Consider the following 15,248-nt stretch of genomic DNA (forward strand, 5'->3'; position numbering starts at 1 on the left):
ACCACACTTCACCCGAATCCCGACCCGTTCCGGAAGGACCCGACCATGCGTGACTCGCTGGGAAGCGTGCGTACCGTCCTGTTGCTCGGCGGACGCAGCGAGATCGGCCTGGCCGTCGTCGAACGGCTGGTCCGCGAGGGCGCCCGCGAGGTGGTGCTCGCCGCCCGGGGCGGGGTCGTCGAACCGCCGGGTGTGTTCGGGGCCCTGGGCGCCGCCACGCACTCCCTGGAGTTCGACGCCGAGACCGCCGACACCCACGCCGCCACGGTGGCGGCCGCCGTGGAGCTGGTGGGCGATCTGGACGTGGTGGTGGACGCCTTCGGCGTGCTGGGCGACCAGTCCGCGTACGAGGCCGACCCGCTCTCCGCCGCCCGCGCGGCCGCCGTGAACTACACCGGCCACGTGTCCGTGGGCCTGTCCGTCGCCGCCCGCCTGCGCGAACAGGGCCACGGAGCCCTCGTGGTGCTCTCGTCCGTGGCCGGGGTGCGGGTCCGCCGGGCCAACTTCGTGTACGGGTCCGCCAAGGCCGGGCTCGACGGGTTCGCCCAGGGGCTGGCCGACTCCCTGCACGGTTCGGGCGCCCGGGTCCTGGTGGTGCGACCGGGGTACGTGGCCACCCGGATGTCGCGCCACGTGGACCCGGCGCCGTTCCCCGCGACCCCGGCTCAGGTGGCCGAGGCGGTGTCCCGGGGGCTGCGCGGTAACGCCACCACGGTGTGGGCTCCGCGTGTGCTCCGGCCGCTGTTCACCGGCATGCGGCTGATGCCGCGCCCCCTGTGGCGCCGCCTCGGGCGCTAGGAATGGGCGAAGGGAGAGGCGGGGCGGTCAGGCGGCCGCGGTGCGGCGACCCAGGTAGGCCGCGACGATCCGGCGCGGTTCCGCGCCGCCCCGGCCGGTCGAACCCCTCGTCGTCGCTGATCAGACAACCGGCGTCGGTGAGTGCCACGATCCATTTCGCCGCGCGGTGGGGGTCCACGGCCGCCTCGAAGACCCGGAGACCCGTCCCGTCGTGACGGGTTCGGCGAAGGTGGCCCCGGGTGCCCTCGTCCCTGGCCACGATCGCCCCAGCCCGGCCCCCGGTCCGGTGGTGACCGCCCCGGCCTAGGCCGGGCAGCGCTCCATGACCGGCCACCTCGCGCAGTCGCGGGTGTGGGCGGTGGTGTTCACGCCGTTCCTCCTCGACCTGTCCGGCACCCTCAGCGTGACGTCGACCGCCCTGCCGGCCACCGGGGTGTGGCTGGCCACCGTCGTCCTGGCCGACTCGATGCGCCGGGCAGGGCGACGGGCCCCTCCGAGACCCTGGTGCGGGGGGTGACCTACGGCCCGGAGCCGGGGGCCGAGTCGAAGGCCAGTCAGGGGGCGGAGCTCGGAGGCGTCCGACCGTCCGGGCCGGTCCGCCCCGGTGTGAGGTCGGGCCGGGTGCTGGGCAGGAACATCGCGGGCACCATCGCGGCGGCGGTCAGGCCGGTCATCCACGCGAAGGTGGCCTGGAAGGCGGTCTCGGGCCGCGCGGTGTCGGCGAGCAGGGACGCCAGCAGCAGGGCCAGCACGGCGGTGCCGATGGCCGCGCCCAACCGCTGGGTGACGTTCAGGGCGCTGCTGGCCCTGGGCACCCGGTCCGAGGGCAGGCCCCGGTAGGCGGTGGCCAGCATCGGCACCATCGCCGCTCCCAGCCCCAGACCCCGCACGAACATCGCGGCGGCCAGCAGGGCCGGGGAGGTGTCCGGCCCCGCGAGGACGAAGGGGGCTGTGGCGGCCGCGCCCACGAAGAGGCCGCCCACCACCAGGTAGCGCGGACCCACGTTGTCCGTCACCGATCCCATGAACAGGTTCACCAGGGCCACCCCGGCGGCCATCGGCGCCATGAGCAGCCCTGCGGTCATCGCGGAGGTGCCCTGGACCTGTTGGAAGAAGAGCGGGAGGAGGAACATGCCCGCCCACACGCAGATCCCGAACACGAACATGAGCAGCGCGCCCAACCGGAACAGCAGGTTCCGGAACAGGCGGAGGTCGATCACGGGAGGGGGCCCGCCCGGCCGCTCGCGCAGGGCGTGCACGACGAATCCGACGATCAGCAGCAGACCGACACCGGCGAACAGCGGTGCCGGACGGGAGCTTCCCAGCACTGACAGTCCGTAGAGCAGGGTCGCGATGCCGGGGGAGAGCAGGAGCAGGCCGACCACGTCGAGCCGTTCGGTGGCGCGGGGGGTGCCCCTGGGCACCCCGCGCACCGCCAGGGCGATCGCGAGCAGGATGAACGGCACGGAGATCACGAAGATCCACCGCCATCCCAGCGTGTCCAGGACGATCCCGCCCAGCACCGGGCCGAGCGCGGGCGCCAGCTGGATGGGCACGCTGATCAGGCCGATGGCCCGGCCGAGCCGCTGCGGACCGGCCGCCTGCACGAGGATCGTCATGACGAGAGGCAGGACCATGCCGCTGCCCAGCCCGGTGAACACACGGAAGACGATCAGGCTCTCGATGGACCACGCGGCGGAGCACAGCAGCGACCCCACCCCGAAGAGCACGAGGGCGGTGATCCACGTGGCCCGCTGGCCGTAGCGGTCGATCGCCCAGCCGGTCACCGGGATCACGGCGGCGGTGGAGAACAGGTAGGCGCTGGCCACCCACTGCGCCGTGGACACGGGGGCGTCGAGCTCGCGGGAGAGGTGGTCCACGGCGACGTTGACGATCGTGGTGTCGAGAAGGGCGGCCATCGAGCCGACCAGCAGGACGGCGGCCAGCTTGATGAGAGGGCGATCGAGCCGGTGGGGCGCGGTGGGGCCCGGGCCGGGCGGCTTCGGGGGGTCGGCGGACACAGCTGAGGAGTGGGGGTCGTGCTTCGCCATACCAGGTAAACTACACGGTGCAGTTTCGCTGGTGACGAGGTGCCTCCCGGACGGACGGATGCACGAGCACGAAGGACGAGGGATGACCGACACGTGCGGGGACGGGCGGGATCGCCGGTCGGCGGTCAAACGCGAGGCCATCACGGAGGCCGCGCTGCGCGTCTTCCTCAGGGAGGGCTACGCGCGGGCCAGCGTCGACGCCATCGCCGCGGACGCCGGGGTCTCCAAGCGCACCATCTACAACCACTTCGAGGACAAGCAACGGCTGTTCCTGACCATCGTCACCCAGAGCAGCGCCGTCCTGGCGGCCGACCACGCCGAGGCCACCGCCCGCCACCTGGGGCGGGCCGCTGACGCCAGGAGCGCGCTCGTCGGGTTCGAGGACGAGTGGCTGTCCCCGCTGGGACGCCGGGCCGACCACACGGCACTGGTCCGGCTGCTGATCGGTGAGGCCACGCACTTCCCCGAGGCGGCGCGCGCCTGGTCCGACAGCGGCTCGGAACTGGTGGTGCGGGCCCTGGCCGCGCACCTGCGCGCCCTGGCCGACCGCGAGCTGCTGGAGATCCCCCCGAACGGGGAGGAGGCCGCGGCCGGGCACTACCTGGCCCTGGTGCGCGGCCCCGCCAACAGCAGGTCGTTCTTCGGCGCGCTCCCGCTGCCGGAGGAGGAGCGGATCGCGATGGTCCGCTCCGGAGTGGACGCCTTCCTGCGCATCCACGGCCCGGCCCCGGGCCGGTAGGGGTGGAGGGCGCGGACCGCCCCCACCGGCTCGGCGGCGGCGGTCAGCGCTCGGTCGGCTCGGGGGCGGTGTTCGTGGCCTCGGATGCGGCGTTCGCGGTCTCGGGGGTGCGGGGCGCAGGGGCCACCGCCTGCCCGGGCGCGGGGACCTTCGCGCCGGTCGCCCCCACGTCACGCGTCAGCATGTCGTGCGGGACCGGGCAGCCCTTGGGGAACGTGCCGATGCGGTCCGGCTCGTAGCCTTCGGGGTAGCTGCGGATGTTGGGGCTCATCCGAGCCCAGCGCTGCTCCTTGCGGGGCCGCATCCGCCGCACGACCCTCGCCCGCAGCCGCAGGGCGAGGTCCCCGCCCCTGCGCCAGAACGCCGAGGGCTCCGGGTAGTCGAAGGCCTTGATCAGCGGCGGGTCCAGCAGGCCCTTGGTGAAGGGGCGCACCAGGGGGCGCTGCCAGGCCGGGTAGAAGTCGACCATCAGGTCGAGAGTGGCGTCCGAGACCGCGCGCCCGCCCTTGGTGAAGGCGAAGTGCTCCGCCTCGTAGGAGTCCATCAGCTCGCGGAACTCGGAGTAGGTCTCGGGGATGTCCTTGATCCCCATGTGCCGACCGAGCTTGCGGTAGTAGTTCGTGCTGGCCGCGATCTCGTGGTCGCTCAGGCGGCGCCATCCGTAGCCGTAGTCGTTCAGCCAGCGCACCGGCATGACGACGAAGGTGCTCAGCACGTACCGGTAGTCGTCGTTGCTGATGTCGTACGACCGGTGCATCTGGTTCATCCGGCGCAGGGCGTCACGGCCCCGGCCCGGGCCGAACCCGTGCTCCATGATGTCGTTCAGGATGAGCGCGGTGTCGTCGTAGCGGTGCTGGGTGCGCTCGGTGAACTCGTGGGTGTCCCCGAGCAGCTGGCCGATGGACGGGACCGCGTAGGTGCGGTACAGGGCCAGGCCCAGGGCCTGCTCCAGGTCCCAGGGGAACTCCAGCGTGCCCAGGATCCGCACGATCCGCTCACAGTCGGCCTCCGCGTCCAGGCCGCGGATCTCGTCGCGCCAATGGAAACGCTGCATGGAACTCCACCTTCGTCCTGGACCGCCCGGGGCGTGTGCCCCGGTTTCCTCCGCACGCGCGCCGCGATGGGGCGTGGCACGCGCCCCGCACTTTACCTGGAACCTACACGTGTACAAGGGAAGGGGCGCGTCTTCCACCTCCGACACCCCGTGCGACGCGCCCGCACACAGGAGGAGGGGCGGGTGGAGCGTGGTCCCCCGAACCCCGCTCCACCCGCCCCTCGGCGGCCGGTCGCGACCCCGCGACCGGCCACGGTCACGCCGCGACCTGCTCCGACACCCGGTTCATCAGGGCCAGCAGCACCTGCTTGGCGGACTCGCGCACACGGGCGTCGCACAACGTCACCGGAATGTCCGGGTTCAGGCTCAGCGCCTCACGGACCTCCTCCGGCTCGTACTGGTGGGCCCCGTCGAAACAGTTCACCGCGACCACGAACGGCACCCCGCGCCGCTCGAAGAAGTCGACCGCCGCGAAACAGGTCTCCAGACGGCGGGTGTCGGCGATGACGACGGCGCCCAGCGCGCCCTCGGACAGCTCCTCCCACATGAACCAGAAGCGCTCCTGGCCCGGTGTGCCGAACAGGTACAGCACCAGGGCCGGGCTGATGGTGATGCGGCCGAAGTCCAGCGCCACCGTGGTGGTGGTCTTGGACTCCACACCGGAGAGGTCGTCGATGCCGTAACTGGCCTCGGTCATCATCTCCTCGGTGCTGAGCGGGGCGATCTCGCTGACCGCGCCGACCAGGGTGGTCTTCCCGGCGCCGAAACCCCCGGCGACCAGGATCTTGAGTGCGGAGGGGACGGGGGCCTCGGGGCCCGGGTCAGAGTCTCTGGATGCCATCGAGAACCGCCTGGAGTACGTCCCGGCTCACCGGGCTCTTAGCTGTGTAGGGGGCGCGGGCCAGAGCCAGCCCGCGGTTGAGCAGGTCGCTGAGCAGGACCTTGACGACGGCCACCGGGATGTCCAGGTGGGCGGACACCTCGGCCACCGACAGGGGACGACGGCACAGCTCCAGGATGCGGAGCTGCTCCGGTTCGAGCGCCATCTCGTCGACCTCGGCCCTCTTGGCCGCGATCACCACGCTGATCATGTCCAGCTGGACGGCGTCGGCGTGGTCACGGCCCTGCGCGATCACGTAGGGCCGGACCAGCGGCCCCGCCTCCTCGCCGTCGGGCGCCGCTTCCTCGCCGAAGCCCCCGCCTGCGTCGCGGTGCGGCAGACCGTTCTGGGTGTCACCAGGATCGAACTCGTCGTGCGCATGCATACGGACCCCTATCGCGTGGCTTCCCCGGACGCCTCGCCGGCGTCCCCGTGGCGGGGAGCGGTCTCGAGGTAACGGCCCACCTGGTCGACCAGGACGTTCATCTCGTAGGCGATGAGACCGACGTCGGCGCTCTCCTCGGCCAGGACGGCAAGGCAGGCGCCGCGACCGGCGCCCGTGACGAAGAGGTAGGCGCTCTCCATCTCGACGACGGTCTGGAGGACCTCGCCGCCGCCGAAGTGGCGGCCGGTGCCCCGGGCCAGGCTCTGGAACGCGGAGGCGACCGCGGACAGGTGCTCAGCGTCCTCCTTGACCAGTTCCTTCGAGCGGCCGATCAGCAGGCCGTCAGCGGACAGGACGATCGCGTGGCGCGAACCCACGGCGCGGTCGAGCAACTCGTCCAGGAGCCAGTCGATGTCCTTCTTGCCCGCGGAGCTTCCGCTACCGCGCTCAGCGCTTTCGGTACTCGTCACGGTTACGCGTCCTTGTCGGTGTCGTTGGTGTTCTGCTTGCTCTCGCGCCGTCCACGGTCTGTTCCCTGCTGGAACGCGGACATGTTCCGGCGCAGGCGCGCCAGGCGCTCGGTGCCCTCCAGGTTGGACTCGGCGGAGGCGCCACCGGCGGCGGGCCCGAAGGTCCCCGGCTCGGCGGGATCGGTCGCCAGCTGCGGTGCCAGGTTCTCCTGCGGACGCCGCTTGGGGAGCGAGGGGCGGCCGCCGCCGGCCTCGACGGTCTCGGGCTCCTCCGGCTGCTCGGGCTCCTCCAACTTCTCGGGGGCCTCGGGCTGCGCGGTCGTCTCGGAGGGCGCCCTCGCTTCGGACAGGGCGGGCCCCCTGGCCGGTGCCTCCTTGGCGGAGTCCGGCACCGCGCTGATGCGGGGGTTGCGGGTGGGCAGGACGGGGCGGGACTCGTCCTGCCTGACGGGGGCACTGAGCAGGTCGCTCTCCGTCGCCTCCGCGTTGGTGGAGCCGGACGAGGTCTCCGGCTCCTCTACGCTCGGGGAGGTGGAGACCGAGGTCAGCACGGGCTTGCCGGGCCGGGTGGACCGGCCCGCCTCCAGCGCGACCTCGGGGGTGCGGTCGACGATCTCGCGCACCTCCCAGATGTCGCCGGGCTCCTCCGAGGAGGGCAGCGGCGAGCGGTCGCCCGAGATGAGTTCCTGCGGAAGCAGCACGATCGCCTGGACACCGCCGTACGGCGACGGGCGCAGGTGCACCCTGATCCCGTGGCGGTGCGCCAGGTGCGAGACCACGAACAGGCCGAGGCGCATCTTCTCGTTGAGACGCATCACGTCGAACTCGGGCGGGTCCGCCAGCAGGGCGTTGGTCGAGGTGAACTCGGCCTCCGTCATGCCCAGACCGCGGTCCTCGATCTCGATCGTCACGCCGTTGGGCACGTCGTCGCTGCTCAGGCGTACCTGGGTGTGCGGAGGCGAGAACATGGCCGCGTTGTCCACCAGCTCCGCGACCAGGTGGATGACGTCCGCGACGGCGGGGCCGTTGAGGTTCACCCGGGCGATGCGCTCACGCTTGACCCGCGTGTAGTCGCCGGACTCCGAGATCGCGCCGCGCAGGACGTCGATCAGCGGCATCGGGCGGTGCCAGGTACGGCCCGGGGCCTCGCCGCCGAGGATCAGCAGGTTCTCGGCGTTGCGGCGGGAGCGGGTGGCCAGGTGGTCCAGCTTGAACAGCTGGGCGAGCTGGTCCGGGTCCTCCTGCTCGCGCTCCATCTTGTCCAGCAGCCGGAGCTGTCGGTGCACCAGCGTCTGGCTGCGGTGGGCGATGTTGAGGAAGACGCGGTTGACGCCGTGGCGCAGCTCGGTCTGCTGGACGGCCTCCTCGACGGCGGCCCGCTGGGCGGTGTTGAACGACTTGGCGACGTCGCCGATCTCGTCGTCCTCCGTGCGCAGCTCGGGAAGGGAGGAGGCGATGTCCACGCGCTCACCCCGGTGCAGGCGGCCCATGATCTCGGGCAGCTTGTTCTCGGCCAGGTCCTGTGACTCCTCGCGCAGGGTGAGCAGCCGCGAGGTGAGGTTGCGGGAGGAGCGTCGGGCCAGGGTGAACGCGACCAGGATGACGGCGGCGACGCCGAGGCTGCCGCCGACCGCGAGGATCACCGCGCTGTTGGCGTCGTCGCGGGTCAGCTCGGCCGCGTACTGCGACTCCTCCGCGCCCAGCTCCGTGAGCTCGGTGATCACGTGGACGTACGCGGCGTCCCACTCGGACTCGGAGACCGGCATGGAGAGGTCGTCGACCGTCTCCGGGAGCAGGGTGACGGGGTCGGTGACCGTGGTGGACTCGACCTGGCGGTCGGTGATCCGCTCCGAGAGCCGGTTGAGGGTGGCGTACTCGGGGCTCTCCCGGACGGCCTCGTACCGCTCCAGCAGGCCTTCGCCCTCGAGGTAGGGGGCGTTGGCGTCCAGGAGGGCCTCGAAGGCGCCCATCATCCTGGTGAACTCTCGCTGGTCCTCGACGGTGAGGTCGCCGGTGGCGAAGGCGCGGGCGATCTGGGCGTCGGCCTGCGCGGCCACGTCCACGGTGCGGAAGAGGTAGATCGCGGTGAAGCCGGGGCTGACCGCGTCCCCCTCGTTGCCCTCACGGCCCTGGCTGTCGAAGCTGTCGGCGCCGTGCAGGACGAGTTCGTTGTAGTAGTCCAGGACGTCGGCGCGGGAGGCGTCACCGTCGTCGACGGTCGTGCGGACGTCGCCGATCTCCTGGTACATGTCGTACAGCATCTCGATGTGCATGCCGCCCTCGCCGGGAGCGAGGTCGGCGAAGCCCATGAGGTCGTCCAGCACGGCGCCCAGGGAATCGTCGGTGGCCTGGCGGCTCTGCTCCAGCCGCTGTGCCAGCTCGGCGTCGTCGGGGTCCTCGATGTAGGCGATCGTGGCCGAGCGCTCGGACATCGCGGAGACGAGGCCGACGGCCGCGGGGGTGACGAGGTCGTCGGTGGCCTTGGAGCGGATCAGCTGGTAGACAGCGTCGCCGCCGAGGACGATGGTGAGGATCAACCACAGTGCGAACAGCGCGGTGGTGGGGATCATGACCATGGCGCGAATACGGGCGGCGATGGTCCGCCCACGTTTCTTCGGTACTGCCTGCACGGTTCTCCTGTCGATCCGCGTCAAAGTCTTCTCAGGCACTGTCGGCGCCGGGCGGTCGCCTGGCCGCGTCCTGCGGGCCGGCGCGCGCGGACCTCCCGTCGTGTGGTCCGCGCTCGTCCCTCCAGGGGGTGGGCTCGCCGGAGAGTAACCACATGCGGGGGTTTTCGGCGTTGGGGATCGTATCTCGCCCGAGAAACGGCGGATTATCCGGGTGGTGCAGGCAGTCTGCCATGAAGTAGTGAATTGTTCACACAAGGCCTCGTATGACGTCCGCGAACCACCAGACAGGTACTGAAGGCGCTCATCGTGGGACGAACGTCACATGGGGCTCCGGGGTGTGGAGCGGGGGAGCGCGTTCGGACCCGAGGGTGGCGCCCCGCAGAGTGATATCACGGTTCCCCTCCCACACGGGCGTGGCCCGTACTAGCCTGGCGCACCGGGAACGAGCAAGGGGAACGCACACGCCATGGGGCAACCGTTCGGCGCAGGTCAGGACGCCATCGAGGTGGCGGTCGCCGCCATTCCGCTGTTGATGGTCACCGCATCCGCCCTCTACCTGCGCGGACAGCACCAGAGGTACGGGCGCCTGGCGGGCTGGCCCGGACAGCTCACCCTCGCGGCGCTGCTCACCGGCCTCGGCCTGGCCGTCTACGCCGTCTGGCCCCTGCCCGCCTCCGGGGACGGGCTGTGCGCCGTCGAACCCGCCGCCGCTCCGCCCCTGACCGTGCGCGACGCGGCCCTGGCCCTCGCGGTCTTCCTGCCGGTCGGGCTGCTGGCCCGCTCCCGGTTCCGCCGGGGAGCGCTCACCACCCTCGCCCTCGGCACCGCCCTGGCCCTCGTGGTGGTCCTGGTCCGCGCCACCGGGGTCCTCGGCCTGTATCCGTGCGCCTACAACACCGTCGCGTTCGAGACGGCCGGGGTCGGCGTCGCCGCGACCCTCCTGGGCTGGCTGCTGGCCCGGTGGGTGCCGGTGGTGTGGCCCTACGGTCCGCACCGGTCCTGGCCCTCGGCCGTCCCGGACCGGATCGCCCCCGACCTCGGCCGACGGATGCTCGGCACGCTTGTGGACCTGGGCCTGTGGTGGTTCGGCGCGGCCACGTTCGTCGCCCTGGTCGGCGCCAGCGGCTGGGTTCGCCCCGGCGCACGGGACGAGGTCCTCACCGGCGCCCTCCTGGCCCTGGCCGTGGTCTTCGCTCTGGTCCTGCCACTGTTGCGCCGCGACCGGAGCACCCCCGGGTCGGCGGCGGTCCGCCTGGCCCTCACCGAGTGGCAACGGCCCCGCCCGGCCTCCCGGCCGCGCGTCCTGGCGCGCACGGCGCTGCTGCACGTGCCGGTCGTCGTGCTGATCACCCTCGGCCTGCCGTGGTTTGCCCTCGCCGTCGTCGCGCTGCACGCGAGTACCGCGGTGGTCCGCCCGGACGGCGCGGGCCTGGCCGACCTCGTCTGCGGTGTGCGGGTCCGCACCCGGTCCAGCCTCAACGGCGAACTCCCCGGGCGCCTGGTCCGCTACGCCCCTCCTCGGGAGGAGACCCCCGCTCCGGTGTGAGCGAGGAACGGTCCACAGGACACGCGCTAGTTCTCCCCCCAGTGGAGATAACCCAGGAACAGGCCGATGAGGACCAGCACCAGTCCGAGCCCCCCGAACATGCCGCGGACCCAGTGGCTCAGCCAGGGCGCGGAGACGATCCGGGCCCGCTCGGGGACCTCCGGGTCGTAGGAGACGGTGACGATCTCTCCGGCCCGGGAGGCCATCCACCCGGTGTTCTCGTGCTCCGCGTGGATCTCCCTACCGTCCTCGGTCTGGAACTGCACGATCATCCGGGAGGCCACCGACGTCTCGTGGTAGCCGATCACCCTCCCCTTGGCGCGCACGCCGTTGCGGACCAGGAGCAGTTCGGTGCGGGTGTCCCGGGTGACCATCCACAACAGGACGGCACCGACGATCACGGGCAGCAGAGGGTACAGGTCGACCATGGCGGGGGATCCTCTCCGGGGGTTCTTCTTCGGGTGTCAGCTCAGCGCGGGGAGGCGGGGGAGCCGATGAGTCCGTCGGCCATGTGCGCCAGGGTGGTGTGGATCTCCTCGACGGGACGTTCTGGCTGGAGGGTACGCCAGTCGAGGGCCACGGTCACCACCATGCCGAACAGTGCCGATCCCGCAAGGGCCGTGTCCAGGTCCGGTCGCGTCAGGCCGCGTTCGACCATGGCGTCGAGCTGCCCGGTGATGACGCCGATGGCCTCGGTGCGGATCTGTCGGATCGTCGCGTACCAGGCCCGGTTGGTGCGCCAGGCCTCGGCCATCAGCAGCCGGGCCAGCGCCTCGTGGGTGCTGATGAACACCACGCCCGCTCGCAGCACCGTGGCCAGGGACTCCCGGGGTTCGACCTGCCGTCCGGGGTCGGGGACCGAGTCACGCAGGGTGTCGGCGAGCCGGGTGACGCCCCACTCCATCAGGGCCGCGTACAGCTCGTTCTTGCCCGCGAAATTGTAGTAGACGGTGCCCTTGGCGACTCCGGCGCGTTCGGCGATCTCGTCGACCGTGGTGGAGCCGTACCCCTGCTCGGAGATCAGCGTGACCGCCGCTTCGAACAGCTTGCGCCGGGTGGCCTCACGGCGCCCATTGCGGGGCCTGTCGGCTGCGGGGGTGCTCACGTTCATCGGTTCCATTCTTATGTGTTTACCTGGGCCTCCGCCTCGCTTCGGCCCGTGTTCTGCGCCTTCGCAGAGGGATTCGGGTTCAAGGCAACACGGCATCCTCGTCTACGCCCGGCTCGTTCCTCGCTGGCGGCTTGACTCGTCTTGCGGATCCCTCTCCGGCACCGAACGGGTACCCCTTTGTGATCAAGCTTCGCAGGCGGGCCCTCGGCTTGTGGCTGAGGCAGGTCGGGCACTCAACCGGGGCTGGGGCTCCCGATCGGTTCTTCGGTGGTGACCGAAGTGGGACGGACCGGCTTCCTCCTGTCGCTGAGGTGTGCGGGCAGGGTTCTCGGCCTGTCGCTGAGGTTGGCGGATGGGCCTTTTGCCAGGTGACGGTTGGTGGACGGGGACATCCTGGGTCTGAGGTGAGCGAGTGGGCCTCACACCTGGGGTTGCGGCTCCCGGTCGGTTCTTCGGCGGTGGCTGAGATGGATCGGGCGGCTTCATCGGGTGCTGAGGGGGCCTCGTGGGCCGGGGGCACCCACTGTGAGTGGGCGCCCCCGGACGTCAGATCTTCAGTGCCGGGTAGAGCGTGGACATCGTCCACACCCGCTTGCTGTTCACTGCCCTCCAGGTGAGCAACAGGGGCACCACGAGCCACAGGGCCATCACCCCGAAGGCCTGCGCGACCAGCATCATGTCCCCGCCGCCGATCAGGTGGCGCATGGCGGTCACTCCCCAGTGCAGGGGCAGGTACGGGCCGATCGCCTGGAAGAACGTCGGACTCGTCTCGATGGGGTAGGTGCCTCCCGCCGACGTCAGCTGGAGGACCAGCAGCGCCAGCGCGACGACCCGGCCCGCCGCGTTGAACCTCACGTTCAGGTACTGGACAGTCGTGGTGAAGGCGGCCGAGGTGAGCGCCAGGAAGGCGAGCGTCAGCGGCCAGTTCTGGGCCTGCAACCCCAGGGTCAGGTGCAGGACGGTCATCATGACCGCCACCTGCGCCCAGCCGAGCAGCAGCGGCACGACGCGTCCGGACAGCGCCACCCGCCAGGACGGCGCGGAGGAGGCCAGGGCCCGGGTTGACAGCGCGGGCAGCACCATGAACACCACCATGGCTCCCACCCACAGGGACAGGGGCACGAAGAACGGCGCGAAACCCGTGCCGTAGTTGGGCGCCTCGTTGTCCACCTCGCTGTCCAGACGGACCGGCTCGCTCATCATGTCGGTGGCGCTGACCCGGCCGTCGTCGGAGTAGGTGGGGATCTCGTCCACCCCGTCGGACAGCCCCTCGGCGAGTTCGTCCGAGCCCGAGGCCAGGTCGCCCAGGCCCTCGTGGAGGTCTCCGGCGCCGCCGCTGAGCTGGCCCAGCCCGCTGTCCAGCTCCCCGGCACCCGTGGAGGCCTCGGAGAGTCCGTCGCGGAGCGTGCGCGAACCCTCGGCCAGGTCCTCCAGACCCTCGGCGAGCTCGTCCGCCCCGGCCCTCGCGGCCTTGGCGTCCTCGACCATGGTGGGCAGGTCCTCGGACAGGGTCGCGGCCTTCTCGCTGAGCGCGGCGGCCTCGGCGGCGGTCGCGTTGATGTCCTCCCGGTTGTCGTTGACGTAACCGGCCACCGAAAGCGCGGTGTCCATGGCCCCCTGGAGGTCGGTGAGCAGCGCGTGCAGGTCGGGCTGCTCCTGTTCGAGCTCGGGGTGGTCCCGGAGGTAGGCGGACAGGCGGCCGTCCACCTCGCTCAGGGCGGTGACGTCGATCTCCTGCGGGAGGTCCTCCAGGGCCTCGGACACCCCGGCGGAGACCTTCGCGGCCTCCCCGGCGCGCTGCTGGATGTCGGGGATGTCCTCCTCCAGCTGCGGCAGCCACTCGTCGGCCAGGTCGTCGAGCTTGTCGACCTGTTCGGAGACCTGGGTGGAGGCGCTCGTCGCACCGGACGCGAGGGCCTTGGAGCCCTCGTGGAGCTCGCCGATCCCGCCGCTGAGCGTGCCGGCCCCTTCGTGGGCGCCGTCGATGCCCTCGGAGAGCTCACCGGATCCGCTCTCGGCGTCTCCGGCGCCGGTGGCGATCTGCCCGGCGCCGTCCGCCGCCTCCTCCGTACTGCCGTGGATCTCGTTGAAGCCCAGGAAGATCTGGTCGAGATAGTCGCTGATGGCCGTGGAGGCCGCGGCCGCCCGAATCTCGTTGAAGGCGCTGCCCGCGAGCTGGCGCACGACGTAGCTGTTGGAGTCGTTGTAGTTGGCGACCAACAGCGCGGGGACCGGGTCCTCTCGGTCCCGCGAGGGCGAGGTGAGGGCCTCGCTGAAGTACGTGGGGATGGTGAGGGTGACGTAGTAGGTGCCGTCCTCCAGTCCCTGGGCCGCGTCGGCGGCGTCCACCAGGTGCCAGTCGAGGTCGCCCCGCTCCAGGAGGGTGTCGCTGAGCTCGTCGCCCGCGTTGACCTCCTCGTCGTCGACCTCGGCGCCCTCGTCCGCGTTGACCAGGGCGACCGGCAGGTGCTCCATCCGGTCGAAGGGGTCCCAGAACGACCACAGGTACATGCCGGAGTACAGCAGGGGGATGAGCATGAGCGCGGCCAGTGCCGCCGTGGGCAGCGGTGACCGCAGGAAGGACCGCATGGTGAGCAGTCCGAGCCTGGGGACGGACATGAACCGGTAGACCGGTGCGTCGTCCTTCTCCCCGGCGCCCTCCTTCTTCCTGTCACGAACGCCCACGGTGTCTGCCCCCCTTCGGAGCGGGCCCGTCCCCGGACGGTGAGTCCCCGCCGGGTGGTGCGTCCGTCACGGGCTCCTCGTGGTCGAGCAGTTGGTCGATCCCGATCACTTCCTCGGTCGGCGCCTTCTCGGAGTCCTCTCCGGTGGCCGGGTCCTCGTCCTCCGTGCCGTCGTCCTGCCTGATCAGGAGGGGGCCCTGGGTGTCGGGTCCGGCCACGGCGTCGAGTTCCTGGGCGTCGGCGCAGGTGGCGATGACGGTGAGTCCCTCGTCGGTGAGGTTCCTCAGGGACCGCCACATGTCGGCCTGGTGTTCGCGGCTGAGGCCGCCGTCCACGTTGTCGACCACGAGCAGGCGCGGTTCGTAGACCAGTGCGAGGGCGACGCCGAGGCGCCGCCGCTCCAGCATGGAGAGCTCCTTGACCATCGTCCGGCGGTCCAGGCCGGCCAGGTCGGCGGCCTCCATCGCCTGGTCGGTCACGGACCGTGCGGCGGGGCGCATGCGCAGCAGGCGGGCCTCGGAGAGGTGTTCGCTGACCCGCAGGCGGTCGTCGAGGGCGTTGACGTCGTCCATCAGCCCGAGTGAGCTGATCCGCCTTACCCGTCGTGCCTGTTGGGGCAGCGAGTACCCGTCGACGTGCAGGCTGCCCGCGCTCGGCTTCATCCGGCCGGACAGGGTGAGCAGCAGTGCGCTGCGTCCGCCCCCGGAGTCGGCCTGGAAGACGGTGAGCGTTCCCGGCCGGGCGGTGAAGTCGACCCCCGTGTAGACGGGTCCCTCTCGGGTGGTGAGTGTGACGCCCTCGGCGTGCACACGAGCTCCGGTGGCCCGACGCATTCTTGCGACCTCCCCATTTTTGAACTGACCGGTCAGTACAAATTCACGGCTCCACGGTACTGCTCCG

General features: G+C 71.3%; 14 protein-coding genes. 4 read left to right on the forward strand and 10 right to left on the reverse strand.

Annotated features, from left to right (window positions below; translation table 11 throughout):
• Positions 1–45: 45 nt before the first annotated feature.
• Both KBX21_RS10560 and KBX21_RS10565 read left to right on the forward strand, forming a co-directional pair.
• Positions 46–798: an SDR family NAD(P)-dependent oxidoreductase gene (locus KBX21_RS10560; RefSeq protein WP_210841792.1), complete on the forward strand. Its 753-nt coding sequence runs from the start codon at positions 46–48 to the stop codon at positions 796–798.
• A 322-nt stretch (positions 799–1,120) separates the two neighbouring features.
• A complete protein-coding gene (locus KBX21_RS10565) occupies positions 1,121–1,315 on the forward strand; it encodes a DUF418 domain-containing protein (protein WP_049574473.1) in 195 nt (64 codons plus the stop codon).
• Between the two features lie 37 nt (positions 1,316–1,352).
• Here the strand turns inward: KBX21_RS10565 and KBX21_RS10570 are convergent, their stop codons facing one another.
• The gene (locus tag KBX21_RS10570) at positions 1,353–2,849 is read right to left on the reverse strand and encodes a DHA2 family efflux MFS transporter permease subunit (protein ID WP_234003991.1); all 1,497 of its coding nucleotides are present in this window, start codon (positions 2,847–2,849) and stop codon (positions 1,353–1,355) included.
• An 82-nt stretch (positions 2,850–2,931) separates the two neighbouring features.
• Here KBX21_RS10570 and KBX21_RS10575 point away from each other — a divergent pair, with 82 nt between their 5' ends.
• On the forward strand, positions 2,932–3,588 hold the full coding sequence (locus KBX21_RS10575; protein ID WP_049574470.1) for a TetR/AcrR family transcriptional regulator: 657 nt from the start codon (positions 2,932–2,934) through the stop codon (positions 3,586–3,588).
• A gap of 43 nt (positions 3,589–3,631) precedes the next feature.
• Here KBX21_RS10575 and KBX21_RS10580 read toward each other — a convergent pair whose 3' ends face one another.
• The 5 genes from KBX21_RS10580 to KBX21_RS10600 form a co-directional block, all read right to left on the reverse strand.
• The gene (locus tag KBX21_RS10580; protein WP_049574466.1) at positions 3,632–4,642 is read right to left on the reverse strand and encodes an oxygenase MpaB family protein; all 1,011 of its coding nucleotides are present in this window, start codon (positions 4,640–4,642) and stop codon (positions 3,632–3,634) included.
• Positions 4,643–4,898: 256 nt separating this feature from the next.
• Positions 4,899–5,483: an ATP/GTP-binding protein gene (locus tag KBX21_RS10585; RefSeq protein ID WP_049574463.1), complete on the reverse strand. Its 585-nt coding sequence runs from the start codon at positions 5,481–5,483 to the stop codon at positions 4,899–4,901.
• A complete protein-coding gene (locus tag KBX21_RS10590; protein WP_049574460.1) occupies positions 5,464–5,907 on the reverse strand; it encodes a DUF742 domain-containing protein in 444 nt (147 codons plus the stop codon). The genes KBX21_RS10585 and KBX21_RS10590 overlap by 20 nt, the downstream gene beginning before the upstream one ends.
• A gap of 8 nt (positions 5,908–5,915) precedes the next feature.
• On the reverse strand, positions 5,916–6,377 hold the full coding sequence (locus tag KBX21_RS10595; RefSeq protein WP_049574457.1) for a roadblock/LC7 domain-containing protein: 462 nt from the start codon (positions 6,375–6,377) through the stop codon (positions 5,916–5,918).
• Positions 6,378–6,379: 2 nt separating this feature from the next.
• Positions 6,380–9,007 carry a nitrate- and nitrite sensing domain-containing protein gene (locus tag KBX21_RS10600; RefSeq protein WP_255352577.1) on the reverse strand — a complete coding sequence of 876 codons (2,628 nt, stop codon included), beginning with the start codon at positions 9,005–9,007 and terminating at the stop codon, positions 6,380–6,382.
• Between the two features lie 466 nt (positions 9,008–9,473).
• Here KBX21_RS10600 and KBX21_RS10605 point away from each other — a divergent pair, with 466 nt between their 5' ends.
• The gene (locus KBX21_RS10605) at positions 9,474–10,553 is read left to right on the forward strand and encodes an RDD family protein (protein WP_210841793.1); all 1,080 of its coding nucleotides are present in this window, start codon (positions 9,474–9,476) and stop codon (positions 10,551–10,553) included.
• 26 nt (positions 10,554–10,579) lie between these two features.
• Here the strand turns inward: KBX21_RS10605 and KBX21_RS10610 are convergent, their stop codons facing one another.
• The 4 genes from KBX21_RS10610 to KBX21_RS10625 form a co-directional block, all read right to left on the reverse strand.
• A complete protein-coding gene (locus tag KBX21_RS10610) occupies positions 10,580–10,981 on the reverse strand; it encodes a DUF3592 domain-containing protein (RefSeq protein ID WP_049574448.1) in 402 nt (133 codons plus the stop codon).
• Positions 10,982–11,022: 41 nt separating this feature from the next.
• A complete protein-coding gene (locus KBX21_RS10615) occupies positions 11,023–11,673 on the reverse strand; it encodes a TetR/AcrR family transcriptional regulator (protein WP_210841794.1) in 651 nt (216 codons plus the stop codon).
• A 537-nt stretch (positions 11,674–12,210) separates the two neighbouring features.
• Positions 12,211–14,283, reverse strand: a complete 2,073-nt coding sequence (locus KBX21_RS10620; RefSeq protein ID WP_210841834.1) for a YhgE/Pip domain-containing protein — start codon at positions 14,281–14,283, stop codon at positions 12,211–12,213.
• 52 nt (positions 14,284–14,335) lie between these two features.
• On the reverse strand, positions 14,336–15,181 hold the full coding sequence (locus tag KBX21_RS10625; protein WP_210841795.1) for an ATP-binding cassette domain-containing protein: 846 nt from the start codon (positions 15,179–15,181) through the stop codon (positions 14,336–14,338).
• Positions 15,182–15,248: the final 67 nt, after the last annotated feature.

The sequence above is a fragment of the Nocardiopsis sp. B62 genome (assembly GCF_018070675.1).
Lineage (GTDB): Bacteria > Actinomycetota > Actinomycetes > Streptosporangiales > Streptosporangiaceae > Nocardiopsis > Nocardiopsis prasina.

What these genes read in the sequence shown, in the direction of transcription:
- KBX21_RS10575 (WP_049574470.1), top strand. Translation starts at nt 2,932, where the DNA reads ATGACCGACACGTGCGGGGACGGGCGGGATCGCCGGTCGGCGGTCAAA.
- KBX21_RS10610 (WP_049574448.1), bottom strand. Translation starts at nt 10,981, where the DNA reads ATGGTCGACCTGTACCCTCTGCTGCCCGTGATCGTCGGTGCCGTCCTG.
- KBX21_RS10585 (WP_049574463.1), bottom strand. Translation starts at nt 5,483, where the DNA reads ATGGCATCCAGAGACTCTGACCCGGGCCCCGAGGCCCCCGTCCCCTCC.
- KBX21_RS10620 (WP_210841834.1), bottom strand. Translation starts at nt 14,283, where the DNA reads ATGTCCGTCCCCAGGCTCGGACTGCTCACCATGCGGTCCTTCCTGCGG.
- KBX21_RS10560 (WP_210841792.1), top strand. Translation starts at nt 46, where the DNA reads ATGCGTGACTCGCTGGGAAGCGTGCGTACCGTCCTGTTGCTCGGCGGA.
- KBX21_RS10625 (WP_210841795.1), bottom strand. Translation starts at nt 15,181, where the DNA reads ATGCGTCGGGCCACCGGAGCTCGTGTGCACGCCGAGGGCGTCACACTC.
- KBX21_RS10590 (WP_049574460.1), bottom strand. Translation starts at nt 5,907, where the DNA reads ATGCATGCGCACGACGAGTTCGATCCTGGTGACACCCAGAACGGTCTG.
- KBX21_RS10615 (WP_210841794.1), bottom strand. Translation starts at nt 11,673, where the DNA reads ATGGAACCGATGAACGTGAGCACCCCCGCAGCCGACAGGCCCCGCAAT.
- KBX21_RS10570 (WP_234003991.1), bottom strand. Translation starts at nt 2,849, where the DNA reads ATGGCGAAGCACGACCCCCACTCCTCAGCTGTGTCCGCCGACCCCCCG.
- KBX21_RS10605 (WP_210841793.1), top strand. Translation starts at nt 9,474, where the DNA reads ATGGGGCAACCGTTCGGCGCAGGTCAGGACGCCATCGAGGTGGCGGTC.
- KBX21_RS10565 (WP_049574473.1), top strand. Translation starts at nt 1,121, where the DNA reads ATGACCGGCCACCTCGCGCAGTCGCGGGTGTGGGCGGTGGTGTTCACG.
- KBX21_RS10580 (WP_049574466.1), bottom strand. Translation starts at nt 4,642, where the DNA reads ATGCAGCGTTTCCATTGGCGCGACGAGATCCGCGGCCTGGACGCGGAG.